Source organism: Pseudomonas sp. WS 5532 (assembly GCF_012985445.1).
Classification (GTDB): domain Bacteria; phylum Pseudomonadota; class Gammaproteobacteria; order Pseudomonadales; family Pseudomonadaceae; genus Aquipseudomonas; species Aquipseudomonas edaphica.
In genome coordinates this window covers 196,931-222,402 of the sequence record NZ_JAAQWK010000003.1, presented here as the reverse complement: position 1 = coordinate 222,402, position 25,472 = coordinate 196,931, and the positions used below count along the sequence as shown (strand labels likewise).

The following is a 25,472-nucleotide window of genomic DNA, read 5'->3' as shown; positions in this document are numbered from 1 at the left end:
TTGGTGGGGCATTGTGAAGGGAAAGGGGGCAAATGTCGCGTGGCATGGAGGCGGTGTGCTGAGCGGGCAATGCGTCAATGACACGCTACAAGCGGGCCATTGACACCAGGGGGGCAAGCGAAAGTCAAAGTGTGGTGTTAAACAGGGCATACGGTTTGTTGTAGGGCACCGTCATAACAAAGTCTCCATCACTGAATTCGCTGATGTGGTACTCCGGCACACCTTTGGTCACAGCCACTGGATCAAGGGTGCCCGCCGTCTTCCCGCTGTTCAAGGAGACTTCCAAGCCTTTTCGCATTGAGGCTTCATTTGGAAAAGTTGCAAGACCGAAGTTTGGATTAAAGAAAAACCATTCCTTCTGGTTGTTTTTATCGAGCGTGACGCCCGCCAGAAGCCCATGGTTCTGGGTGCTGATCTTCAGGAGCGTGGGAGGGCTTGCGGTACTTAAACGCGCAGCAACGTCGGTATACGGCACTTGGCTGACGCGTTGAATACCGTGAAACTGTTCGCGGAGCACCTGATGCATTTCGTTCAGCTCTTTGCGAAAGGCCCGAACCTTGGTGTCGTTAGCATTCCTGGCGGCTTTGAAAAAGTTATTGATGAAGGCGTCCCTGCGGTTGTTAAGAATGGCCAGCGCCATCGTATTCACCAGGGCTGCACACTCACCATTGGACGCCAGGTCAGTTTGGCTGAGATAGAAGTTCTGCGGCATGATGTAGGCCTTGCCACCTTCGGCCAGTACTTCCGCTTCAAACGTCTTGAAGCTCTCAAGACTCTGGATCGCCATGCGCTTTTCTATCTCTTTGGCCAATGTGCCGATGGCTTCGGGATTCCCGGCCTTGCTGACGGCCAAGCTTTTTATCTGCGAGACCCTCATGCTCGAGTGATAGCCCGGGATATCGTCGACAACCCCGGAAAGACCTCGAGCGTAAGCAACTGGGTTGCTTTGTTGCGCTGCCTGTAAGGCTTGCCTGAACTGATCTCCGGTTGCCTGTGGTACGGGAGCCACATAAGTGGCCAGCCAATCTATGAAGTTGTTGTTTATTTCACCATTGGCCGCGACGGTTACAGGTTTGAAATCGGTGAGCCCGGTACCATACGGTTGTTGCGTGCCAGGGTTATAGCTATACCACTTGCCCTTTTGAAACACCGCCGCCTCTTCAACAACCCGCCCTGTACGTTTGAAGGTCCCCGTCGCCACTATGCCGTGGGTATTACTGGCTGCCTTGAGCGCGCTGATAGCATCGGCACCTTTGGACAACAGGTAATTGCCGCCTTTACCCAATAGCTTGAGGCCTCCAACCGCCAAATCACCCAAACCACTCACGGGGTTGAGCAGGCCGAGCGTGGAGGCGCCGATAATCTGGACGGCCTTTAACCCCTTGGCGCCCGTGGAAAGAGCCGAGCCGCCTATCTTGATCAATTTTCCTGCGGTGGCGGCACCGGCACTCAGGAACCCGAAGATATCCAGTGTCAGGTCGAATATTCCATCGCCATAGTTGCCGTTCTGGAAGTTGATGACAGCTGATCTGAAAGGAATCAGATTTAACAGGAAATTACTCAGTGGTTTTGGCCCGCCCTGCAATGTATCCAGGGTGGTCTGGCCGCGCGCCTGTTCTTTTATCGCGGGGTCGTCAAGTTCAAGGTGTTCGGCAAATACTGTGCCTATGCGATGGGAGCGCTCGCTATTGAAGCTATCCAAGGGGCCGTCCTTTACCGGTTGCTCCGTGCTCAGACGACTGTCTGCCCCCTCGAGCTTGACCTGATTGACGGTAAATACCCTGTTGGCAATCATTGGCTTGGGTTGCGTGATCCTGGACAGCGGCACCTCTTCAATCGTGCCGCGGTTCAGGTCGATTTCGTAGGTAGTTATCTGCCCCTCCAGCTCAACCTTGACCAACAGTTCCGGTTGATTTTTATCTGGCGTGCTGCCCCAGAAGCCGGTCGACAGCCTGGATGTGCGCTCATAAAAAAACTCGAGCTTCCCGAAATCGAATTTTTCTCGGTCCTCTACGAGAAGTTGGGAGATCATGTGCTGAACGGTCGTAGCGACCGCGTCCTTTTTATCAGCGATTGCGCGTGCAAATTGCTGATCGAACGCCTCCTGGACGCCAAACCTTGGGTTACTGTTCAAGGCTTCCAATGGGATACGCGGGTCAGTTGACATAAAGGGGCGCAGATTCGGCATGTCCATCATGGCGATGTCCAATAGCGAATGCATGCCGCCCAGCCCGACTTGACCAGGCTCCCCGCGATACGGGTCTGTACCGAGCACCTTCAAGTCGAAAAGCGCTCCGAGGTCGCCAAATCGCTCGATGAGCTTGGTCCGCGCAATACCTTCTCGCGTGGGTAGTGCTTTGTCCAATGTCTGGCTGGCAACCAACCGCTTGCTGACTTGTCTGTTGAATGCATCCTTGAGGGTATTGAGTCGTTCGGGGCTATAGCTGTCCTCTGCATTTGCAACGAATACACCGTTGGCGACTCCCCAATCCACCAGTGCGCGGGTCTGAGCGTGCGCATTCGCAGCCGATGGTGCACATTTTTGTGCATCGCACATGACCTCGGCAAAGGTCATATTGGCGACGGTACCTGGCCGCTCGGCTTCGATAGCCGCGGCCGCAACCGTCAGGTTGAACCACGCCACGCTGCCGATTTTTACACTGTCGGGAATATCTTTAATCAGAAACTGCGGCGCTACCCTGGACAGCAACAGATGGGTAGCGAGTTTGACCGTGCTGGAATTGGCGCGGCCATTTTTCTCAAGATGGCGGCTCAAACACGCCGTAACCTCTGAGGGTCGCTGCCCCCAGTGATCAGGGGCATGCAAAGGCCATTCGGCGATTTTGTTGCGCTCAGGTGCCCTGAGTGACTCCGGGTCGAGCCCCAGGTGAATCGCCGCTAATACGTAGTCGTAGAGGCTGTTGTCCGTGGCCGCGCCCTGCAGGTGGGCCTGCAAAGCCAGGCCGAGTGCTCGGGCCTTAGGCGAGTCGAGCAGCTTTTGCATCGTCACGGTCGGGTCTTGCAAGTCGCTTTGGCTGACCGAACTGCCGCTCAGCAGATAGGTCAGTACGCCATTGCCATGGGGTGGCAACGGCAAACCTGGCAAACCTGTTGTGTCGGATTTGAGGAAGGCGCGAATGCTGTGCTGGTCCGCCTTCGCCATGGGAATTGGCCAGGTGAGAGCGCCACCGAAATCACCCAGGGGGTGCTGTAAGGCCTTTTGCTCCAGTTTCTGCGCGAGTGCCGCCATCTCATCGACCGTGCGCGGCAGTTCAAAACCCAAGTGCGTGATCACTGTCGCCAGGGTTTGCGCTGCCGGCTGCACGTGGGCGTACGCCGAGTCTTTATGGGGCGTCAGACGACTATTGCTCAACCCGAATGAGACATTGTCCGGGGTAACGGGCTTGCCATACGTCCGGGTATCAATGCCGCGCAGTTGCTCGGCCAGGTTGCGCAGGTTCTGCTGGTCTGCCAGTTGTGTGCGCAAGGTGGCGGGGGCAGGTGTTTGACCCGCGCGTGGGGAATCTGAGGCGGTCGTAGTGAACGTGTGTGAAGCGTCTTGCGCAACCGGCGCGGGAGCTTCGACGACAAAGGCGCTGGGGTTGTCTGCCAGTGTGCGGGTAGGGGCGGTTATGCTCATTGGGGGTACCTTGGGGGGCAAAAAAGACGCCTTCCAAAAGATCTTCCGTGTTCGTGAGGCGCTGTCCTGAGTGCCGCAACCCTTCACCTACGTTCCGCCGCATCTGTATGCACGTATGTAAGGGGTCTGATGAAACCGGCCCGAATTGGCGTGTAACTCACTCGCAGCCTGTAGGCCAGCGCTTCAAAACAACGCACAAACATAGCCTTGCCCCCTGATATTCGGGCAAACTCCCCCTTTTTCCGCACTTGGCCAAGGCATGCCCATGACTCCCGCGTCGTCCGTCGATGAAAAGAGCTTCCGTACCCTGTTGAGCCGAAACGTCGCGTTACCCTTGGGCGTCGGCGTGCTCAGCGCGGTGTTTTTCGTCTGCCTGATCACTTATTTGCTGTCGGTTATCCAGTGGGTGGAGCACACCGACCGGGTTATCAATAACCTCAATGAGTCATCCAAGCTGACGGTGGACCTGGAAACCGGCCTGCGTGGCTTTCTGATCACTGGCGACGAGCATTTCCTCGACCCTTACGAAGTGGCCAAGCCCCGCATCATTGGTGACCTGCGCAACCTGCAGGAGCTGGTGGCGGACAACCCACAGCAGGTCGACCGCCTCAAGCGTCTGGAGTCCATGCAATACGAGTGGAACAAGTACGCCCAATCGATGATCGACTTGCAGCGCAGCAGTGGCGATTACCGCGGGGCGGTGCAGGCCGGCCGCGGCAAGAGCCTGACCGACGCGATTCGCAACGAATACACGGATGCGGTGGCGATGGAGCAAGCGTTCCGTGTCACGCGCAATGCCGATGTCACCCGCACCACGATCATCAGCGTGACCTTGTACCTGGCCTTCGTGCTTGGACTGAGCGGTTTTCTGGCCTACATCGGTAGAAAGAATTTAATTGCATTATCAGAGAGTTACAGCGCAAACCTCGCGTCACAACAGAAGATCGCCCGGCGCCTGGAGCAACAAGCCTGGCTGCGTAACGGCCAGACCGAACTGGCCGAACAGGTGCTCGGCCAACTGACGCTGAACATGCTTGGGCGCAATATCCTGCAGTTTTTCGCCCAATACATGGGCTCGGCGGTAGCGGCGCTGTATGTGCGCGAAGAGCACGGCGGCCTCAAGCGCGTGGCCACCTACGGCTTCTCCCGTGAGCAGGAGCAAAAAGAGCAGGCGATCTACAGCGACGAGGGCATCGTCGGGCAGGCCGCCCAGCTTGATCGCCTGATTCGCCTGGATGATGTGCCGGTGGATTACTTCAAGGTCAGTTCCGGCCTGGGCGAAGGTTCGACCCGCAGCGTACTGGTGGTACCGACCAGCGACGATGATCGCGTCAACGGCGTGATCGAACTCGGCTTCCTGCGCCCGTTGGATGATCGTGACGTCGAGCTGCTGGAGCTGATTGCCGGCAATATCGGCACCTCCATCGAAGCGGCGCGCTATCGCCAACGCCTGCAGGAAGTGCTCGCCGAAACCCAGCAGCTCAACGAAGAGCTGCAAGTGCAGCAGGAAGAACTCAAAACCGCCAACGAAGAGCTCGAAGAACAGTCACGTATCCTCAAGGAGTCCCAGGCCCATCTGGAAACCCAGCAGGCTGAGCTTGAGCAGACCAACGAGCAACTGGCCGAACAGACCCAGACCCTGGCCGAACAGCGCGACGCCATGGATCGCAAGAACGTCGAGTTGAACAAGGCTCAACTGGAACTGGAAGACCGTGCCGACGAGCTGCAGCGCTCCAGCAAGTACAAGTCCGAATTCCTCGCCAACATGTCCCACGAGCTGCGCACGCCGCTCAACAGCTCGTTGATTCTGGCCAAATTGCTCGCCGAGAACCCGCAGGAAAACCTCAGCACCGAGCAGGTCAAGTTTGCCGAGTCGATCTATTCGGCGGGCAACGACCTGTTGAACCTGATCAACGATATTCTGGATATTTCCAAGGTCGAAGCCGGCAAGCTGGAAATGCGCCCGGAAAACTCCAGCGTGGCGCGCCTGGTCGATGGCCTGCGCGGGATGTTCGAGCCGCTGGCGGCTGACCGCAAGCTGGGCTTCCAGGTGGACATTCAAGCGGATGCGCCGCCGATGCTGTTCACCGACCGCCAGCGCCTGGAGCAGATCCTCAAGAACCTGCTGTCCAACGCGGTCAAGTTTACCGAGCAGGGTGATGTCAGCCTGTCGGTATCCCGTGCACTAGGGGAGGGCGTAGCCTTTACCGTGCGCGACTCGGGCATTGGCATCGCGCCAGACCAGCAGGAAAGTATCTTCGAAGCCTTCCGCCAGGCCGATGGCACCACCAACCGCCGTTACGGCGGCACCGGGCTGGGCCTGTCGATCTCCCGTGATCTGGCGACCTTGCTCGGCGGCTATATCAGCGTGACCAGCGAACCGGGCAAGGGCAGCGTATTCACCCTGGTACTGCCGGAGCAATATGTAGAGCGCGAGGAAGGTGCCGCGCCGATCGAGCCGCCGCGCCAAGTGGTGGCGGCACCTGCACCCAAGCCCATCGCGATCTCGCCGCTGCCGGTGGCCGATGCCAAGCAGATTCCGCGCTTTGCCGACGACCGCGACAAGGCACCGTTCGCTACCCGCTGCATCCTGGTGGTGGAAGATGAACCCAATTTCGCCCGCATCCTTTACGACCTGGCCCACGAACTGGGCTACAACTGCCTGGTCGCCCACGGCGCAGACGAAGGCTACAGTCTGGCCGAGGAGTACATCCCGGACGCGATTCTGCTGGACATGCGCCTGCCCGACCATTCCGGGCTGACCGTGTTGCAACGCCTCAAGGAGCACGCCAATACCCGCCACATTCCCGTGCATGTGATCTCCGTTGAAGACCGCGTCGAAGCCGCCATGCACATGGGCGCCATCGGTTATGCGGTGAAGCCGACCACCCGCGAAGAGCTCAAGGACGTGTTTGCGCGCCTGGAAGCCAAGCTGACCCAGAAGGTCAAGCGCGTGTTGCTGGTGGAGGACGATGACCTGCAGCGCGACAGCATTGCCCGCCTGATCGGCGACGATGACATCGAAATCACCGACGTCGGCTACGCGCAGGCCGCCTTGGACCTGCTGCGCACTAACGTCTACGACTGTATGATCATCGACCTCAAGCTGCCGGACATGCTCGGCAATGAGCTGCTCAAGCGCATGGCCACCGAGGATATCTGCTCGTTCCCGCCGGTGATCGTGTACACCGGGCGTAACCTGACCCGCGATGAAGAAGCCGAGCTGCGCAAGTATTCGCGCTCGATCATCATCAAAGGCGCGCGCTCACCTGAACGCTTGCTGGACGAAGTGACACTGTTTCTGCACAAAGTCGAATCCCAGCTGTCCCATGACCGCCAGAAGATGCTCAAGACCGCCCGCAGCCGCGACAAGGTCTTCGAGGGGCGCAAGATCCTGCTGGTCGACGACGATGTGCGCAACATCTTCGCCCTGACCAGTGCCCTGGAGCACAAAGGCGCGGTGGTGGTGATCGGGCGTAACGGTCATGAAGCCATCGACAAACTCAATGAAGTCGAGGACATCGACCTGGTGCTGATGGACGTAATGATGCCGGAGATGGACGGTTACGAGGCGACTGCCTTGATCCGCCAGGACCCACGCTGGAAGAAACTGCCGATTATTGCAGTGACGGCCAAAGCCATGAAGGACGATCAGGAACGCTGCCTCGCGGCGGGCTCCAACGATTACCTGGCCAAGCCGATTGACCTGGACCGGCTGTTCTCGCTGATTCGCGTATGGCTGCCAAAGATGGAACGCATTTAAGTGGAGCAAGTTTTCTTGGAAAAAAGCAGCGACATTGAGCTGCGCCTGCTGATTGAGGCGATTTACCTCAAGTACAGCTACGACTTTCGCGACTATTCCGGCGCGTCCGTCAAGCGCCGCGTGGCCCACGCACTGCGCCAGTTCGATTGCGCGACCATTTCTGCGCTGCAGGAGCGGGTGTTGCATGATCCGACGGCGTTCATGCAGTTGCTGCAGTTTCTGACGATCCCGGTGAGCGAGATGTTTCGCGACCCGTCGCACTTTCTGGCGATTCGCCGGGAAGTGGTGCCGCTGCTCAAGACCTACCCCTCGATCAAAATCTGGATCGCCGGGTGCAGCACGGGCGAGGAGGTGTACTCCATGGCGATCCTGCTGCGCGAAGAGGGTTTGCTGGAGCGCACCATCATTTACGCCACGGACATCAACCCGGCGTCCCTGGACAAAGCCAAGCAAGGGATTTTCTCCCTGGAGAACGTGCGTGCGTACACTGCCAATTATCAGCAGGCGGGCGGCCAACGTTCATTTGCCGACTACTACACAGCGGCTTACGATTACGCGATCTTCGACAAGACGCTGCGCGAGAACGTGACCTTTGCCGATCACAGCCTGGCAACCGATAGCGTCTTCTCAGAAACTCAGTTAATTTCATGTCGCAACGTACTGATTTATTTCAATAAAAAGCTTCAGGATCGAGCGTTTGGGTTGTTTCATGAATCGCTGTGCCATCGCGGCTTCCTGGTGCTGGGCAGTAAGGAAACCCTGGATTTCTCCGCCTACAGCAAGCAATTCGAACCCTTGGTCAAACAGGAACGGATCTACCGAAAATCATGAGCGAGGCCGCAACTAACCCGCCACGCGGGATTGAAGCCATCGTCGTCGGCGCCTCCGCCGGCGGTGTTGAGGCGTTGCTGACGATTTTTGGTACGTTGCCTGACACCTTCAGTTTGCCGATTATTGCCGTGTTGCACCTGCCGGATGAGCGCCGCAGCCAGCTGGCCGAAGTCTTTGCGCGGCGCCTGAGCATTCCGGTGCAAGAAGCACGCGACAAGGAAACGATTACGCCAGGCACCCTGTATTTCGCCGGCCCCGGCTATCACCTGTCGGTAGAAAGCGACCGTAGCCTGTCGATGAGCCAGGAAGACCGCGTGCACCATTCGCGGCCGGCCATCGATTACCTCTTCGCCTCGGCTGCCGACACCTACGGCAACAGCCTGCTGGCGATTCTGCTGACCGGCGCCAACCAGGATGGCGCGCGTGGCCTTGCCCACGTCAAAGACTCGGGTGGCACCACCATCGTCCAAGAGCCCACAGAAGCACGTATCGCCGTGATGCCCTTGGCGGCGCTGGCCTTGCACACACCTGATCATATTCTCACCTTGAGCCGGATTGGCTCACTGCTGGCTTCCCTGGAATCTTCCCCATGTTAAGTACTGTCCAGGCCAAACTGCTGATCGTCGACGATCTGCCGGAAAACCTGCTGGCCCTTGAGGCGCTGATCAAGCGCGAAGATCGGCAGGTTTTCAAGGCCTTGAGCGCTGACGAGGCCTTGTCACTGTTGCTGGAGCATGAGTTCGCCATGGCGATTCTCGATGTGCAGATGCCCGGCATGAACGGTTTCGAGCTGGCCGAACTGATGCGCGGCACCGAAAAGACCAAGAACATCCCGATTGTGTTCGTCAGCGCCGCCGGCCGCGAACTCAACTATGCCTTCAAAGGCTATGAAAGCGGTGCGGTGGATTTTTTGCACAAGCCGCTGGATATCCATGCGGTGAAAAGCAAGGTCAATGTGTTCGTCGACCTGTACCGCCAGAGCAAGGCCATGAAACAGCAGGTCGAAGCCCTGGAGCGCAGCCGCCGCGAGCAGGAGCTGCTGCTGACGCGCCTGCAGGCCACCCAGGCAGAGCTTGAACAGGCCGTGCGCATGCGTGACGACTTCATGTCGATCGTCGCTCACGAAGTGCGCACACCGCTTAACGGGCTGATTCTGGAAACGCAGCTGCGCAAGATGCACCTGGCTCGGGATAACGCCGCCGCGTTTACCCTGGACAAGATGCACGCCATGGTTGACCGCGACGAGCGTCAGATCCAGAGCCTTATCCGTCTGATCGAGGACATGCTCGACGTGTCGCGCATCCGCACCGGCAAATTGTCGATTCGTCCGGCGCGCTTCGACCTGGCGCAACTGGTGCGCAACCTGGTGAAAAACTTCGCCCCGCAAGTGGCATCCGCCGGTTCTTCGATGCACCTGGTTGCCGATGAACCTGTGGAGGGCAATTGGGATGAGTTCCGTATTGAGCAAGTGGTCACCAACCTGCTCACCAACGCTTTGCGTTACGGTGCCAAAAGCCCAGTGGATGTGCGTGTGTACACCGAGCACGGTGAGGCGCGCGTCGAGGTGCGTGACCGTGGCATCGGCATCAGCGCAGACAACCAGAAGCGCATTTTCCAGCAATTCGAACGCGTTTCGGCCAGCCATGTAGCGGCAGGCCTGGGCTTGGGGCTGTTTATTTCCGAGCAGATCGTGACGGCCCATGGCGGCACCATCGAGGTGGAAAGCCAGATAGGCGAGGGCGCGTTGTTCAGGGTGTGCCTGCCACTTGGCGAGCCGCAATGAAATCAATCGTCGCCTCGACGCAACCTCTGCGTGACCCCATGGTCGTACTTGCAGCAACTGACCGGACAAAGGCTTCCCATGAGTGAAGATGCACAAGATGTCGTACTGATCGTCGAAGACGACGAATCCATTATGTTTGTGCTGGGTGAATACCTGGCAGGCCTGGGCTACCGGGTGCTGAAGGCGATCGATGGGGAGCAGGCCTTCGAGATTCTGGCGACCAAGCCGCACCTGGACCTGATGGTCACGGATTACCGCCTGCCGGGCGGGATTTCCGGGGTGCAGATCGCTGAGCCTGCGATCAAGCTGCGACCTGAATTGAAAGTGATCTTTATCAGCGGTTACCCGCAAGAAATACTCGACTGCAACAGCCCGATCACGCGCAACGCGCCAATCCTGGCCAAGCCGTTTGATCTGGACACCTTGCAAGAGCATATCCAGCGCCTGCTGGCCTGAAGCAATAGGGCTGCCTCGCAGCAGCCCTATTGCTTGATCATCTCACGCACCTTGGCCGTCAGCAGGTCGAAGGTGAACGGCTTGGTGATCAGTTGCATCCCTGGGTCCAGGAACCCGCCGCGCACCGCCGCATGCTCGGCGTAGCCAGTGATAAACAATACCTTGAGCTCCGGGCGCAATTGCCGCCCGATTTCTGCCAGCTGTCGCCCGTTCATGCCGGGCAAGCCCACATCACTGATCAACAGGTCAATGCGTTGGTCGGATTCGATGATCGGCACGGCGGTATTGGCATCGCCAGCCTCGACAAAGGCATAGCCCAATTCCTTGAGCACTGCGCTGACCAGCACGCGTACGGCGGCGTCGTCTTCGACGATCAATACTGTCTCACCGGCATTGGCGAATGGCAGCAGTGCCGGGTTGGTGACGGCGTCCGCGACGCGCTCACCGATAAAACGCGGCAGGAACAGGCTGACTGTCGTGCCCTTGCCGACTTCACTATGGATGGTGACATGGCCATGGGATTGGCGGGCAAAGCCGTAGATCATCGACAAGCCGAGGCCGGTGCCCTGGCCGATTGGCTTGGTCGTGAAGAACGGGTCGAAGACGCGACCCAACAGACTTTCGGGAATACCACAGCCGGTGTCGCTGACGCTCAGTTCCACGTAATCGCCTGGCAGCAAGGTGCCATAGGCGGCCGTGAACACATTGTCGAGGTGGCGGTTGGTGGTCTCAACGGTCAGGCTACCGCCGCTGGGCATGGCATCGCGCGCATTGATCACCAGGTTGAGCAGGGCGCTTTCCAGCTGATTGGGGTCGGCCTCGGCGGTCCAGAGTTCATCGGTCAGACGCATGTCCAAGGCGATGCTTTCATTGATACTGCGTTGCAGCAGTTCACCCATGGAACTGACCAACTGGTTGATCTCTACGGGTTTGGGGTCCAGCGACTGGCGCCGTGAAAACGCCAGCAAGCGGTGGGTCAGGCCGGCAGCGCGGTTGGCCGAGGTCACGCCCAAGTCGATCAAGCTGTCCAGGTCGTCCAACTTGCCGCGGGCCACCCGCCTGCGCAGCAGCTCCAGGCTGCCGATAATGCCGGTGAGCATGTTGTTGAAGTCATGGGCGATACCGCCGGTCAACTGGCCGACGGCCTCCATTTTCTGTGACTGGCGCAGCGCATCTTCGTTGTTGCGCAGTTGCGCCGTGCGCTCTTCAACCTGCTGCTCAAGGGTTTCCAGGGTGCGTTGCAGGCGCAACTCGCTCTCGCTCAAGTCGATCAGGCGGTCACGCGCTTCGTATTGCCGGCGCCGGCCGCGCAGGGCCGCGCTCACCAGACTGATCAGGGTTACTGGATGGAAAGGGCGCTCCAGGAAGGTCACGTTGCCCAGCAGGCCACTCAGGTGGGATGAGCCGTTCTGTTCACGGCCGCCATGGTGGGTCATCAGCACGATGGGCAAATCGGACCAGGCCGGCTGCTCATGCAGGTAATGCAGCAGGGGCTCCAGATCGACACCGCGCAGGGCTTCAGCGGCAATCACCAACATACCGACGCCTTGCCCAAGTGCTTCGCAGAGTTCAGTCAGGTTCCCGGCAACCATGCCGGTGTAGCCGGCTTCCTTGAGCATCATCAGCGCCAGGGAGCCGTCACGGCCCAGTGGCGCGAGAATAATTGCGCGCTCGGAGAGGGGAGAAAGGCCGGTCACACGCCCTCTTCCTTGAGCAGTGGGGAACCGGCGCCCATATAAGTCGGGATACCGCGCAGTACGCCCTGGAAGTTGTCGAGCGGCTCGCCCACTGTCAAACCACTGCCGCCGATACGGTATTCACGAATGGTGGACTCGTGGCTGCCGGTACGTTTCTTGATGATCGAAATGGCCCGGCGAACCTTGCCGAGTGCTTCGAAATAACGCAACAGGATCACGGTATCAGCCAGGTAAGTAATATCGACGGGGGCCTGCATGTCGCCTACCAACCCATGTTGGGCCACCGTCATGAACGTCGCCGCGCCGCGACGGTTCAGGTACAGCAGCAACTCATGCATATGCAGGATCAGAGAGTTTTCCTCAGGCATCGCCGCCTGGTAGCCGTTGATACTGTCGATGACCACGGTTTTGATCCCGCGTTCATCGACGCAACGCCTGACTCGGTGGGAGAATTCGCCAGGTGACAGCTCTGCCGCATCCACCTGCTCGATCAGCAGGTTGCCGGTGTCTTGCAGCGCAGCGAGGTCGATACCCATATTTTTCATGCGTTCGAACAACAGGCCCAGCTCTTCATCGAAAATAAACAGCGCAGCTTTTTCGCCACGCGACACTGCGGCGGCGGCAAATATCATCGAGATCAAGGATTTGCCGGTTCCGGCCGGGCCGAGGATAAGCGTGCTGGAGCCGGTTTCTACGCCGCCGCCCATCAAGGCGTCCATTTCACGGATGCCACTGCTCAAAGTCTGACGCACGTAACCACCACGATGCTCGGCGGCCACCAGGCGCGGGAACACGTGGATGCCGTCTTGCATGATGGTGAAGTCGTGAAAGCCACCACGGTATTTCTGGCCACGGTACTTCACCACGCGGATGCGGCGGCGTTCAGCGCCGTAGGTGGGCGTCAACTCTTCCAGGCGAATCACGCCGTGGGCCACGCTGTGCACGGTTTTATCCAGGGATTCGGTGGTCAGGTCGTCAAGCAGCAGTACGGTGGCGTCGTAGCGCACAAAGTAGTGTTTGATCGCCAGGATCTGGCGGCGATAGCGCAGCGAGCTTTGCGCCAGCAGGCGGATTTCCGAAAGGCTGTCGACCACCACGCGAGTGGGCTTGATCCGTTCCACCACTTCAAAAATCTGCCGGGTTGCCTCACCCAGCTCCAGGTCGGAGGAATACAGCAGGCTTTGCTGGTGCTCGGCGTTGAGCAGGCTTTCTGGCGGGGTTAGCTCGAAGATGTGAATGTTGTCGTCCAGGTCCCAGCCGTGGGACTTGGCGCCCTGACGCAACTCGCGTTCGGTTTCTGACAGGGTGATGTACAAGGATCGCTCACCGTTTTTCGCGCCGGCTTGCAGAAAGTGCAGCGCTACGGTGGTTTTCCCGGTGCCGGGTTCGCCTTCCAGCAGGAACAGGTGGCTGCGTGATAGCCCCCCGGAAAGAATGTCATCAAGACCTTCGATGCCGGTGGCCGCCTTTTCACTGAACAGCTCTTTGGATGTAGACAAGAAGTGCCCTCGGGTCACGTACAAGTAAAGGGAGGCGCGTCGGCTTGGACGCGCCATATTTACTTGACCGTAGCGGGTTGTGGCGGTTCAACCTGTCGTATAAATCGTGGTGGATTTGTGACCTGCGCCAAAGCGCTGCTTTTGTGTGGGAGCTGGCTTGCCTGCGATAGCATCACCTCGGTTTATCTGTCAGACCGAGGTGTCTGCATCGCAGGCAAGCCAGCTCCCACATAGCGCGCGAAACTAAAGCCCTTGCTGCAATGCCGGATCATCCGGATTCTGCTGCTCCAGCTGCGCCAGTAGCACCTGCACATTCTGCAACTGCCCGGTTTCCTTCCAATAGCTGACCAGCAACACACGCGCCTTGCGATTGGCGGGGTGGCGCTGGACGATTTCTTCCAGCTGACGCTGGGCGGCGTCCACCTCTTCCTGGTCGTGCAGCGTGGTGGCGAGGTCGAAGCGGTAATCCTGATTGTCAGGCTCAAGCTCCACGGCTTTGGACAGGCCAAGCAACGCGTATGGCCGCTCCCCATGGTGCAACAGCCACATGCCCAGGGCGTGTTGCAGGTAGGCCGACTCCGGATGTGCCGCCAATTGCCGCGCCAGCAACTGGCGGGACTCATCGGTCTTGCCCTGCTTATCGAGCAATTCGATTTGTGCGACCACAGCTTGCAGGTTGTCCGGTTGCAGGCGCATGGCCTGCTCCAGTGCATGTTGCGCGTCCGGCAGCAGGGCGCTGTGGATGTACAAGCGCGCGAGCTGAATCCAGCCTTCGGCGGTTTCGGGCTCAGCCTTGAGCTTTTTCACAAACTCATCGAGCACTTGCTGCAAAGGCCCGAAATACAGGCCCAGGGTATCCGGCGACAGGCCGAGCAGGGCGTTGGCGGCGGCAAAACGCACGGCTTGTTCAGGATCGTCCAGTGCCGGGCCAAGCAGTAAGGTGCGTTGGCCGCTGGGCACCAGGCCAACAATACTGTGAATCGCCGCTTCACGAACCAACGGCGACTCATCAGCCAGGTCTTTATCCGCCAGCTTCAACGCCTGAGGGCTTGGGTAATTGGGCAGTTCGGCGTGCAATGCGGCGCGACGTTCAGGCGACAAGTCCGGGCGGCCCAGCTGTTGATACAGCACACGGGCGGCGCCGGGTTCGCCGTTACGTGCTTGCTTCAACGCCTTGGCGTAACCATGGGCGATCGCCGGCGGCACGGCCACCGGAGTGGAGCGGGAGAAAAACCAGGTGACCAGGACAAGCAACAACAGGGCGCACAGGCCGACGATGGAGTAACGGCGTGACTTTGACATGCAGGCGTCCAAAAGCTGGGGGCAGCTAATCGCAAAGCCTCAAGCTTCGGTCAGACCACGACGAGTGTCAAACCCGTATCAGCCGAGCACGTATTCCACTGGTTCCAGGGCAGGAGGCAGATTGATCTCGCCCAGGGCGGCGAGAATCTCGCGCTCCAGGGTGCGCACTATCGCATTGCAGGGCAGATCGTTTTCATCGAAACCGAACGGGTCTTCCAGATCATCACCGATTTCATCCAAACCGAAGAACGTGTAGCTGACGATGGCGGTGAACACCGGCGTCAACCAGCCCAGCGGTTCGGCCATGGCGAACGGCAGCAAAATGCAGAACAGGTAGATGGTGCGGTGCAATAGCAGCGTGTAAGGGAAGGGCAGTGGCGTGCTTTTGATCCGCTCGCAGGCGGCCTGCACCAGGCTGAGGCTGACCAGCCGGGTTTCCAGCTGGGTGTAGCGCCATTCACTGATCACACCCTGTTCGGCCAGCCGCGAAAAGCGCGCGCCCAGTTGTTGCAGCACGTTGTCGGGAAGATTGGGATGCGCCCGGTCAACAGTTATCCAGGGTGTGATAACGCGGGCCTCGTCTTCATGGCGCAGGTGCGCGACCAGGCCGTGGGCAAACCCGCACACCCCACGCAGCAGGCTGGCGCGCTCGGGTGAGTTGCCCAGCACTTGGGTTTCGCGGATCAGCGAGCGCACCTCAATGATCATCTGCCCCAGCTGCTTGCGGCCTTCCCACCAACGGTCGTAGCAGGCGTTGTTGCGAAAGCTCATGAAGATCGACAACGACAACCCGAGCAAGGTGAACGGCGTGGCATTGACCTTGGAGAAGTAGGCCGGGTGCAGGGTCTCCACCAGCACGATCACTGAAGCCAGCAACGTGACCATCAGGCTGCGCAAGGCAATGCGCTTGGCAATCGAACCTTTAAGGGAAAACAGGATACCCATTAGGTTGGGTTTGGGGCGGACGATCATCGGGACACGGCTTCTTTGGCGGCGCAGGCCTGGAGATTAGGAGTTTGCGCCCAGAGCGTCCAATCACTGCGGCTGACCGGCTGATAAGCCGGATCAATGATTGGCCAAACCAGTCAGCCAAGTTGAAGGCTTTGACCATTGCCGCCAAAGCGCTCTAGAGCGACTATTTCAGCGATTCTCGTCGTGAAAAATGTCCTGAAAATAAAAACACACAAGGATTTGGAACCATGCGTGAGTATTTGGCTGCCACCACTGCCTTCGACTACCAGCACACCGTCAACGCCGCCCTGTCCGGCAACCTGCAAGCCCTGAATGCCTGTGTGGAGTGTTGCGATCGCCACGCGCTGCCGGGGCGCATTGCGTTGTTTTGGGAAGGTAAGGATGGGCGCAGCGCCAGTGTGACCTTCACCCAATTGCAGGACCAGGCGGCGCGCTTTGCCAATTTCCTCCTGGCCCAAGGCGTGCAACAGGGTGACAAGGTGGCGGGGCTGCTGCCACGCACGGCAGAGTTATTGGTGGTGGTGTTCGCCACCTGGCGTATCGGCGCGGTGTATCAGCCGCTGTTTACCGCCTTCGGACCCAAGGCCATCGAGCATCGGCTGAACAGCTCCGGCGCCGTACTGGTGGTCACGGATGCGGTCAACCGCCCCAAGCTGGCTGAAGTCGAAGGCTGCCCGACCATCGTCACGGTGGCCGGGGACAAGGGCGAAGGCATCGTGCGCGGCGACTACAGCTTCTGGGCTGAACTGCCGAACTATTCGAATACCTGCGAACCGGTGCTGCTGGGCGCAGAAGCCCCGTTCCTGCTGATGTTCACCTCGGGCACCACCGGCCCGTCAAAAGCCCTGTCGGTGCCGCTCAAGGCCATTGTCGCCTTCCAGAGCTACACCCGCGACGCGGTGGATTTGCGCCCCGAAGACGCGTTTTGGAATGTCGCCGACCCGGGCTGGGCCTATGGCATCTATTTTGGCGTGACCGGGCCGTTGTCCATGGGCCACCCGATTACGTTCTACGATGGGCCGTTCACCCTGGAAAGCACCTGCCGGGTGATCAATAAATATGGGATTACCAACCTCACCGGTTCGCCCACCGCTTACCGCCTGCTGATTGCCGGTGGCGAACAGTTCGCGCGCGCTATCAAGGGCAAGCTGCGTATCGTCAGCAGCGCCGGCGAGCCGCTGAACCCGGAAGTGATCCGCTGGTTTGCCGACAACCTGGGCGTGACCATTCATGACCATTACGGCCAGACCGAACTGGGCATGGTGCTGTGCAACCACCACGGCCTGGAACACCCCGTGCACGTCGGCTCGGCAGGCTTTGCCTCACCGGGCCACCGCATTGTGGTGCTCGATGATCAGAACCAGGAATTGCCGGCAGGCCAGCCCGGTATTCTCGCCATCGACCGTGAACAGTCGCCGATGTGCTGGTTCGCCGGCTACGACGGCGTAAAGACCAAGGCGTTTGTCGGCAAGTACTACCTCAGTGGCGACACCGTGGAGCTCAACCCGGACGGCAGCATCAGCTTTGTCGGGCGCAGTGACGATGTGATCACCACATCCGGCTACCGCGTAGGGCCATTCGATGTCGAAAGCGCACTGGTCGAGCACCCGGCCGTGATCGAAGCCGCTGTGGTCGGCAAACCCTGCCCGGAGCGCACCGAGCTGGTCAAAGCCTTTGTGGTGATCAACGAACAGTACCGCGCTACGCCCGAGCTGGCCGAGGAGCTGCGTCTGCACGTGCGCAAGCGTTTGGCGGCCCACGCCTACCCACGGGAAATCGAATTTGTCAGCGACTTGCCCAAGACCCCTAGCGGCAAGCTGCAACGTTTTATTTTGCGTAATCAGGAAATTGCGAAGGCACAGGCCATCGCCTGATCCACTTTTAAGGAAACAATGATGCAGATTGAAAACAAGGTATTCCTGGTCAGCGGCGGTGCTTCGGGCCTCGGCGCGGCCACCGCTGAGATGTTGATTGCCGCTGGTGCCAAGGTGATGCTGGTCGACCTGAACGCCGACGCTGTGGCGGCCAAAGCCAAGCAACTGGGCGATAACGCCCGCAGCGCTGTGGCCGATATCAGCCAGGAAGCCGCCGCCGAAGCGGCCGTACACGCCGCCGTTGCAGCCTTTGGCGGCCTGCACGGCCTGGTGAACTGCGCCGGGGTGGTACGCGGCGAAAAAATCCTCGGCAAAAATGGCCCACACGCCTTGGCCAGCTTTGCCCAGGTGATCAACGTCAACCTGATCGGCAGCTTCAACCTGTTGCGCCTGGCGGCTGCCGCCATCGCTGAAACCGCGGCGAACGCCGACGGTGAGCGCGGCGTGATCATCAACACCGCGTCGGTAGCCGCCTTTGACGGGCAGATAGGCCAGGCGGCGTATGCCGCCTCCAAAGGCGCCATCGCCAGCCTGACCTTGCCCGCTGCCCGCGAACTGGCGCGCTTTGGCATCCGCGTGATGACTATTGCCCCGGGCATTTTCGAAACGCCGATGATGGCCGGCATGACCCCCGAAGTGCGCGATTCCCTGGCCGCGGGTGTGCCATTCCCGCCACGCCTGGGCAAACCGTCCGAGTACGCCGCGCTGGTACGCCACATCATTGAAAACAGCATGCTCAATGGCGAGGTGATCCGTCTCGACGGCGCCTTGCGTATGGCAGCCAAGTAAGGAGAACACCCCATGAACGATCCGATTGTTATTGTCAGCGCCGTGCGCACACCCATGGGCGGCTTCCAGGGCGACCTCAAGGGCCTGACCGCGCCGCAACTGGGCGCTGCCGCGATCCGCGCCGCCGTCGAACGCGCCGGGATTGCCCCGGATGCCGTGGACGAAGTGCTGTTCGGCTGCGTGCTGCCCGCGGGCCTGGGCCAGGCGCCTGCGCGTCAAGCGGCGCTGGGCGCCGGGCTGGACAAGGCCACGCGCTGCACCACCTTGAACAAGATGTGCGGCTCGGGCATGGAAGCGACCATCCTCGCCCACGACTCGCTGCTGGCCGGCAGTGTCGACGTGGTGGTCGCCGGCGGCATGGAAAGCATGTCCAACGCGCCGTACCTGCTCGACCGCGCGCGCAGCGGCTACCGCATGGGCCACGGCAAGGTGCTTGACCATATGTTCCTCGACGGCCTCGAAGACGCCTACGACAAGGGCCGCCTGATGGGCACCTTTGCCGAAGACTGCGCCGAGCACAATGGCTTCACCCGTGAAGCCCAGGACGCCTTCGCCATTGCCTCGCTGACCCGCGCGCAAGAGGCCATCACCCATGGCAGCTTTGCTGCTGAGATCGTCCCGGTGCAGGTCACCGTCGGCAAAGAGCAAAAGACCATCCTGCATGACGAGCAACCGCCCAAGGCCAAGCTGGACAAGATCGCCAGCCTGAAACCGGCGTTCCGCGAGGGCGGTACGGTGACGGCGGCCAACTCCAGCTCGATTTCCGATGGTGCGGCGGCGTTGCTGTTGATGCGCCAGTCCGAGGCGCAACAGCGTGGCCTCAAGCCCTTGGCGGTGATCCACGGGCATGCGGCCTTTGCCGACGAGCCGGGGCTGTTCCCGGTGGCGCCCGTGGGTGCGATTCGCAAGCTCATGAGCAAGACCGGCTGGAACCTGGGCGACGTTGACCTGTTTGAAATCAACGAAGCTTTCGCGGTGGTCAGCCTGGTGACCATGAGCAAGCTGGAAATCCCCCACAGCAAGGTCAATATTCACGGCGGCGCCTGTGCCTTGGGGCATCCAATTGGTGCTTCCGGTGCGCGCATCCTGGTGACGTTGCTCTCGGCCCTGCGCCAGAAAGGCCTCAAGCGCGGGGTTGCCGCCATTTGTATCGGCGGCGGTGAAGCCACGGCCATGGCCGTCGAATGCCTGTATTAAGGACTCAACATGCTGCCCAATGACGAACAACTGCAAATCAGCGAAGCGGCCCGGCAATTTGCCCAGGAACGCCTGAAACCCTTCGCCGCCGAGTGGGACCGCGAGCACCGTTTCCCCAAGGAAGCCATTGGCGAAATGGCCGAGCTGGGCTTTTTCGGCATGCTGGTACCGGAACAGTGGGGTGGTTGCGACACGGGCTACCTGGCCTACGCCATGGCCCTGGAAGAAATTGCCGCCGGCGATGGCGCGTGCTCGACCATCATGAGTGTGCACAACTCGGTGGGTTGCGTGCCGATCCTCAAATTCGGTAACGAGCAGCAGAAACAGCAGTTCCTCACGCCGCTGGCCAGTGGCGCCATGCTCGGTGCCTTTGCGTTGACCGAGCCGCAGGCAGGCTCCGATGCCAGCAGCCTGAAAACCCGCGCACGCCTTGAGGGCGACCATTACGTGCTCAATGGCTGCAAACAGTTCATTACCTCCGGGCAGAACGCCGGGATCGTGATTGTGTTTGCCGTCACCGACCCGGCCGCAGGCAAGCGTGGGATCAGCGCGTTTATCGTGCCGACCGACTCGCCGGGCTACACGGTGGCGCGGGTTGAAGACAAACTCGGCCAACATGCGTCCGACACCTGCCAGATCCTCTTCGAAGACGTAAAAGTGCCAGTCGCCAACCGTTTGGGCGAGGAGGGCGAAGGCTACAGGATCGCCCTGGCCAACCTCGAAGGCGGCCGCGTCGGCATCGCCTCGCAATCGGTGGGCATGGCCCGCGCCGCCTTCGAAGCCGCGCGTGACTATGCCCGTGAGCGCGAAAGCTTTGGCAAGGCGTTGATCGAACACCAGGCGGTGGCCTTCCGTCTGGCCGACATGGCCACGCAAATCGCGGTGGCCAGGCAGATGGTGCATTACGCCGCAGCCCTGCGTGACAGCGGCAAGCCGGCCTTGGTCGAGGCGTCGATGGCCAAGCTGTTTGCTTCGGAAATGGCCGAAAAAGTCTGCTCGGCCGCCTTGCAAACCCTGGGCGGTTACGGTTACCTGAGCGACTTCCCATTGGAGCGGATCTACCGCGATGTGCGGGTCTGCCAGATTTACGAAGGCACCAGCGATATTCAGCGCATGGTCATCTCACGCAACCTTTAAGGAGCCGATACATGAGTTACGAAACCCTTTTGCTCGAAGTCCAGGGCCGCGTCGGGCTGATTACCCTCAATCGCCCGCAAGCCCTGAACGCCTTGAACGCCCAGTTGGTGAGCGAGTTGAACCAGGCACTGGACGGCCTGGAAGCCGACCCGCAGATCGGCTGCATCGTGCTGACCGGCTCGAAAAAAGCCTTCGCCGCCGGCGCCGACATCAAAGAGATGGCCGAGCTGACCTACCCGCAGATCTACCTCGACGACCTGTTCAGCGACAGCGACCGCGTCGCCAACCGCCGCAAGCCGATCATTGCTGCGGTCAACGGTTTCGCCCTGGGCGGCGGCTGTGAACTGGCCTTGATGTGCGACTTTATCCTGGCCGGTGACGGCGCCAGGTTCGGCCAGCCGGAAATCAACCTCGGCGTACTGCCGGGCATGGGCGGCACCCAACGGCTGACCCGCGCCGTGGGCAAGGCCAAGGCCATGGAAATGTGCCTGACCGGGCGCTTTATTGATGCCGTTGAAGCTGAGCGCTGCGGGATTGTGGCGCGCATTGTGCCGGCCGATGACCTGCTTGAAGAAGCGCTGAAAACCGCGACCTTGATTGCCGGCAAGTCCGTGCCGATCAGCATGATGGTCAAGGAAAGCGTGAACCGTGCGTTTGAGGTGAGCCTGTCTGAAGGCGTGCGCTTTGAGCGGCGGGTGTTCCATGCCGCGTTTGCCACCCAGGACCAGAAGGAAGGCATGGCGGCGTTTGTGGCCAAGCGCGCGCCGGAGTTCAAGGACCAGTAACCCGGCTGTAAACACTGAAGATCAAAATGTGGGAGCTGGCTTGCCTGCGATGCAGACACCTCGGTTTATCGGTTAGACCGAGGTGATGCTATCGCAGCGGTGCGACGATTCGACAAGCCAGCTCCCACATTGGTCTTGTGTGGCTTTTAGAGCTGGTAGTTCTTCAGCTCCCTGGCAATCACCATCCGCTGAATCTCGCTGGTGCCTTCGTAAATCTGCGTAATCCGCGCATCCCGGTAGTAGCGCTCCACCGGGTAGTCCTCAAGATACCCATACCCGCCATGGACCTGCATCGCCGAGGAGCAGACCTTTTCGGCCATCTCCGAAGCAAACAGCTTGGCCTGGGAGGCTTCCGACAGGCACGGCTTGCCGGCGCTGCGCAGGCGTGCGGCGTGCAGGATCAGCAGGCGGGCGGCATTGAGCTGGGTCTGCATGTCGGCCAGCAGGTTGGCAATGCTTTGGTGCTCGATAATCGCCTTGTTGAATTGCACCCGATCACGCGCATACGCCAGCGCCGCCTCAAAGGCTGCACGGGCGATGCCCAACGCTTGGGCGGCAATGCCGATGCGTCCACCCTCGAGGTTGGACAGGGCGATGGCCAGGCCCTTGCCGCGTTCACCCAACAGGTTGGCTTCGGGTACTGTGCACTGGTTCAGCGTGACGGCGCAGGTGTCCGAGGCACGAATGCCCATCTTGTGTTCGGTACGGTCGACCACAAAGCCTGGTGTGTCAGTGGGCACCAGGAAGGCAGAAATACCTTTCTTGCCCAGTTCCGGGTCCGTCACCGCAAACACAATGGCCAACTTGGCGCGCTTGCCATTGCTGACGAACTGCTTGGCACCGGTGATCACCCACTGGCCGTCGCGCAGCTCGGCGCGGGTGCGCAGGTTATGGGCTTCGGAACCGGCCTGAGGCTCGGTGAGGCAGAAGCAACCAATGGCCTGGCCGCTGGCCAGGTCAGCCAGCCAGGTGTGTTTCTGCGCATCGGTGCCGTAGTTGAGGATTGGCCCGCAACCGACTGAATTATGGATACTCATGAGTGCGCCGGTGGCGCCATCACCGGCGGAAATCTCCTCGACGGCCAGGGCATACGCCACGTAGTCGACATAGGTGCCGCCCCATTCTTCCGGCACCACCATGCCCAGCAAGCCGAGTTCGCCCATCTTCGCGACCAGGGCGTCATCGATCCAGCCGGCTTTTTCCCAGGCTTGCGCATGCGGGGCGATTTCGCCACGGGCAAAGTCGCGCGCCATGTCGCGAATCATCACTTGTTCTTCAGTGTATTCAATATCTTGCATGGCTTATTTCCCACTCTGCTTGAAGTCACTGAAGAAGCTCTCGACATGGCTGGCGTCCAACTCATGGATCGTCGCGGGGTTCCAATGCGGGGTTTTATCCTTGTCGATAATCAACGCGCGAACGCCTTCGATCAGGTCGCCGCGTTCGAACCACTGGCGATCCAGGTGCAATTCCAGCGCGAAGCACTGCTCCAGCGACAAGCGCCGGCCACGGCGCAGCATCTGCAGGGTCACGGCCATTGCCAGCGGCGAGCGGGTCTGCATCAGGCTGGCGGTGCTGAGCGCCCATTCGTGGCTGTCGGCGACAGTGACTTGCTGCAGTTGCTCGACCATGCTCGGCACATCCGGCAACGCAAAGAAGTGGTCGATCGCCGGGCGCAGCGCGGCCAGCGGGGCGTCGGGCAATTGTTGTACCGCGAGCTTTGCCAATACGCCCTGCAGGTCCTTGAGCGGCGAATCCTGCCATTGCAGGTGGTCGAGCTTCTGGTCGAGTTCGGCGAGTTTCGCGCTGTCGATACACCAGTCCGCCAGCCCGCAGTACAGCGCATCGGCGGCGCGAATCTGCACGCCGGTGACACCCAGGTAAACCCCCAGCTCGCCAGGGATGCGCGAGAGGAAATAGCTGCCACCTACGTCCGGGAAATAACCAATGGCCACTTCCGGCATCGCCAGGCGGCTGCGCTCGGTCACCACACGCAAGTCGGCGCCTTGCACCAGGCCCATGCCACCGCCGAGGACAAAGCCGTCCATCAGGGCCAGCACGGGCTTGTGGTAATGGTGAATCGCCAGGTCGAGGGCGTATTCCTCGACGAAGAAGTCCTGGTGCAGGCTGTCGCCCTGCTTGAAGCTGTCGTAGAGAGAGCGAATGTCGCCACCGGCGCAGAACGCTTTTTCACCGGCACCGCGCAGGACCACGGCATACACCTGCGGATCGCTCTCCCAAGCCAGCAGTTGTGTGGTCAGGCTGCGGACCATCTCCAGAGTGATGGCATTCAAGCCAGCGGGGCGGTTGAGGGTGAGGTGGCCAATATGGTTACGGACTTCGGCCAGCACCTCGCCCTGAAGAATCCTGGTGTGGCTTGCTTCGGATGAAACCTGAGCAGTCATCACTAACTCCCTGCTTTTATTGTTCTTTATCAAGATGTTCGCGCACGAACTATCTCGCGATCGTACCAGTGCAAATTTGCCCAGTACAACCCGGAATCATGCAGGTCGTTTTTGCATTTATGCAGCGCTGCGGCCACCCAGCACTTCACCGATGCTGCGGCGCCGGGCATGCCCTTCAGCCGCGTGTATCAGTTGCTCCAACTCCGTCGGCTCCACATCAAAGAACCGCTCCATCTCGGCCAGGGCCAGTTTCAGATCGGCTGCCGTGATGGCGGCATCTGTCACCGGCGCTGTGCTGCCCAGGACCACGGCGGGCGATTCGATCGCGCCTTTGGGGTAACGCGTGCGTGTCACGTTGTTATAGGCCAGCGCACCGGCCAGCAGCGCGCCAGCCCCGAGCATCACCGGCCCCACTTCCTGCCAACCGAGGGCGATAGAGGCCGGATCGGCGAGCACCAGCGTCATGGCCAAGCCACCGGCGGGCGGGTGCAGGCAGCGCAGCCAGCAAATCAACACGACGGTCATGCCCGCAGCCAGGCATGCGCTGCCCAGCGTGCGGCCAAGCACCCGCGCCACCAGCAGAGCCACAATGGCAGCGCACAAGTAGCTGCCGATAATCGACCAGGGCTGTGCCAACGCACCGGAGGACACGGCAAACAGCAAAACCGCCGATGCCCCCAGCGGGCCGAGCAGGTGCAAGGCGACTTCCATACCGAATACCTGGGCACACACCCAGACACTCAATAGCGTGCCCAAGGCCATGCCAATGGCGGCGCGGCTCCATTCGGCGGGGCGGGTACTGATTGCAGCGGGTAACCAGCGAGCGAGCATCGACACGATCCATAAAGCAGCAGACGAAAAAAAAGGCTCGCCTGGTTGCCCGGATAAGCCCTTTGAACGTTCCAACATTTGGGGGAGGAACCTGTGCAGTGTGCCGAGCTTGATGCTATGGCGCCAATGCATATTAATGAGGGTTAAATGCAAAAATAATGCAGTTAGTGTCCCTCGTCATAGGTGATGCGATGCGTCGGTTGCGGCAGCGGCGTGCTGATGCGTCCGAGCACGCGGCTATCAGCCTCTTCGTTGAACAGCTGCCTTTGCAGGTTCTCCCGCAAGGCAGGGTCGTCGGCCAAAGGCCCCTTCAATGCCACCAAGGCATCGCGCAATGCCATCAATCGATCCAGCCTCGGCGCAGGGATAAGCAACAGGTCTTCTGGCACGGCATTGCCCTTTTGATCAAGCAGGTCTGTGTGCGTGGAAGGCTGACGGCGCCCGGTAGTAGATAGTTAACGCACATGACAAAGGAGTCTACATTTGGGTTCCGGGCATCGAAAGGCAAAGT

General features: G+C 60.1%; 19 protein-coding genes. 10 read left to right on the top strand and 9 right to left on the bottom strand.

Translation table 11 applies throughout. From position 1 onward, the window contains the following. Positions 1-124: 124 nt before the first annotated feature. Positions 125-3,640, bottom strand: a complete 3,516-nt coding sequence (locus HBO23_RS07675; protein WP_170037431.1) for a hypothetical protein — start codon at positions 3,638-3,640, stop codon at positions 125-127. Between the two features lie 265 nt (positions 3,641-3,905). On the opposite strand from HBO23_RS07675, the gene HBO23_RS07670 reads away from it, so the two are divergent. The 5 genes from HBO23_RS07670 to HBO23_RS07650 all read left to right on the top strand — a co-directional run bounded on the left by HBO23_RS07670 (position 3,906) and on the right by HBO23_RS07650 (position 10,473). Continuing rightward, positions 3,906-7,403, top strand: a complete 3,498-nt coding sequence (locus tag HBO23_RS07670) for a response regulator (protein WP_170037428.1) — start codon at positions 3,906-3,908, stop codon at positions 7,401-7,403. A gap of 15 nt (positions 7,404-7,418) precedes the next feature. Then, on the top strand, positions 7,419-8,234 hold the full coding sequence (locus HBO23_RS07665; protein WP_026013819.1) for a protein-glutamate O-methyltransferase CheR: 816 nt from the start codon (positions 7,419-7,421) through the stop codon (positions 8,232-8,234). Then, entirely contained in the window at positions 8,231-8,830 is a 600-nt protein-coding gene (locus tag HBO23_RS07660) for a chemotaxis protein CheB (RefSeq protein ID WP_017138794.1), read from the top strand. Before HBO23_RS07665 ends, HBO23_RS07660 begins: the two co-directional genes overlap by 4 nt. Beyond that, positions 8,824-10,017 carry a hybrid sensor histidine kinase/response regulator gene (locus HBO23_RS07655; RefSeq protein WP_017138793.1) on the top strand — a complete coding sequence of 398 codons (1,194 nt, stop codon included), beginning with the start codon at positions 8,824-8,826 and terminating at the stop codon, positions 10,015-10,017. The genes HBO23_RS07660 and HBO23_RS07655 overlap by 7 nt, the downstream gene beginning before the upstream one ends. Before the next feature lie 78 nt (positions 10,018-10,095). Further along, on the top strand, positions 10,096-10,473 hold the full coding sequence (locus tag HBO23_RS07650; protein ID WP_003217591.1) for a response regulator: 378 nt from the start codon (positions 10,096-10,098) through the stop codon (positions 10,471-10,473). A gap of 26 nt (positions 10,474-10,499) precedes the next feature. Here HBO23_RS07650 and HBO23_RS07645 read toward each other — a convergent pair whose 3' ends face one another. The 4 genes from HBO23_RS07645 to HBO23_RS07630 all read right to left on the bottom strand — a co-directional run bounded on the left by HBO23_RS07645 (position 10,500) and on the right by HBO23_RS07630 (position 15,943). After that, entirely contained in the window at positions 10,500-12,170 is a 1,671-nt protein-coding gene (locus HBO23_RS07645) for an ATP-binding protein (protein WP_170037425.1), read from the bottom strand. Beyond that, on the bottom strand, positions 12,167-13,669 hold the full coding sequence (locus HBO23_RS07640; RefSeq protein ID WP_017138791.1) for an ATPase domain-containing protein: 1,503 nt from the start codon (positions 13,667-13,669) through the stop codon (positions 12,167-12,169). Before HBO23_RS07640 ends, HBO23_RS07645 begins: the two co-directional genes overlap by 4 nt. 243 nt (positions 13,670-13,912) lie before the next feature. Beyond that, positions 13,913-14,971: a HEAT repeat domain-containing protein gene (locus HBO23_RS07635; protein ID WP_017138790.1), complete on the bottom strand. Its 1,059-nt coding sequence runs from the start codon at positions 14,969-14,971 to the stop codon at positions 13,913-13,915. 78 nt (positions 14,972-15,049) lie between these two features. Then, a complete protein-coding gene (locus tag HBO23_RS07630; protein WP_170037422.1) occupies positions 15,050-15,943 on the bottom strand; it encodes a bestrophin family protein in 894 nt (297 codons plus the stop codon). A 227-nt stretch (positions 15,944-16,170) separates the two neighbouring features. Between HBO23_RS07630 and HBO23_RS07625 the strand changes: the two genes are divergently transcribed. The 5 genes from HBO23_RS07625 to HBO23_RS07605 are packed head-to-tail and all read left to right on the top strand — an operon-like array spanning position 16,171 to position 21,725. Further along, complete coding sequence (locus tag HBO23_RS07625) at positions 16,171-17,817, top strand: AMP-binding protein (protein WP_017138788.1); 1,647 nt, start codon at positions 16,171-16,173, stop codon at positions 17,815-17,817. Between the two features lie 21 nt (positions 17,818-17,838). Then, positions 17,839-18,606: an SDR family NAD(P)-dependent oxidoreductase gene (locus HBO23_RS07620; protein ID WP_099549743.1), complete on the top strand. Its 768-nt coding sequence runs from the start codon at positions 17,839-17,841 to the stop codon at positions 18,604-18,606. Positions 18,607-18,618: 12 nt separating this feature from the next. Further along, the gene (locus HBO23_RS07615; protein WP_138450501.1) at positions 18,619-19,803 is read left to right on the top strand and encodes an acetyl-CoA C-acyltransferase; all 1,185 of its coding nucleotides are present in this window, start codon (positions 18,619-18,621) and stop codon (positions 19,801-19,803) included. A 9-nt stretch (positions 19,804-19,812) separates the two neighbouring features. Further along, positions 19,813-20,940, top strand: a complete 1,128-nt coding sequence (locus tag HBO23_RS07610; protein WP_017138784.1) for an acyl-CoA dehydrogenase — start codon at positions 19,813-19,815, stop codon at positions 20,938-20,940. A gap of 11 nt (positions 20,941-20,951) precedes the next feature. Beyond that, positions 20,952-21,725, top strand: a complete 774-nt coding sequence (locus HBO23_RS07605; RefSeq protein WP_017138783.1) for an enoyl-CoA hydratase — start codon at positions 20,952-20,954, stop codon at positions 21,723-21,725. Positions 21,726-21,871: 146 nt separating this feature from the next. On the opposite strand, the gene HBO23_RS07600 is transcribed toward HBO23_RS07605, so the two are convergent. From HBO23_RS07600 to HBO23_RS07585, 4 genes are all read right to left on the bottom strand, one after another. Continuing rightward, positions 21,872-23,023: an acyl-CoA dehydrogenase family protein gene (locus HBO23_RS07600; protein ID WP_099549746.1), complete on the bottom strand. Its 1,152-nt coding sequence runs from the start codon at positions 23,021-23,023 to the stop codon at positions 21,872-21,874. A gap of 3 nt (positions 23,024-23,026) precedes the next feature. Continuing rightward, complete coding sequence (locus tag HBO23_RS07595) at positions 23,027-24,130, bottom strand: enoyl-CoA hydratase/isomerase family protein (RefSeq protein ID WP_170037419.1); 1,104 nt, start codon at positions 24,128-24,130, stop codon at positions 23,027-23,029. A 117-nt stretch (positions 24,131-24,247) separates the two neighbouring features. Further along, entirely contained in the window at positions 24,248-24,961 is a 714-nt protein-coding gene (locus tag HBO23_RS07590; protein ID WP_170037416.1) for an HPP family protein, read from the bottom strand. A 164-nt stretch (positions 24,962-25,125) separates the two neighbouring features. After that, positions 25,126-25,314, bottom strand: a complete 189-nt coding sequence (locus tag HBO23_RS07585; protein WP_256349256.1) for a type VI secretion system contractile sheath small subunit — start codon at positions 25,312-25,314, stop codon at positions 25,126-25,128. Positions 25,315-25,472: the final 158 nt, after the last annotated feature.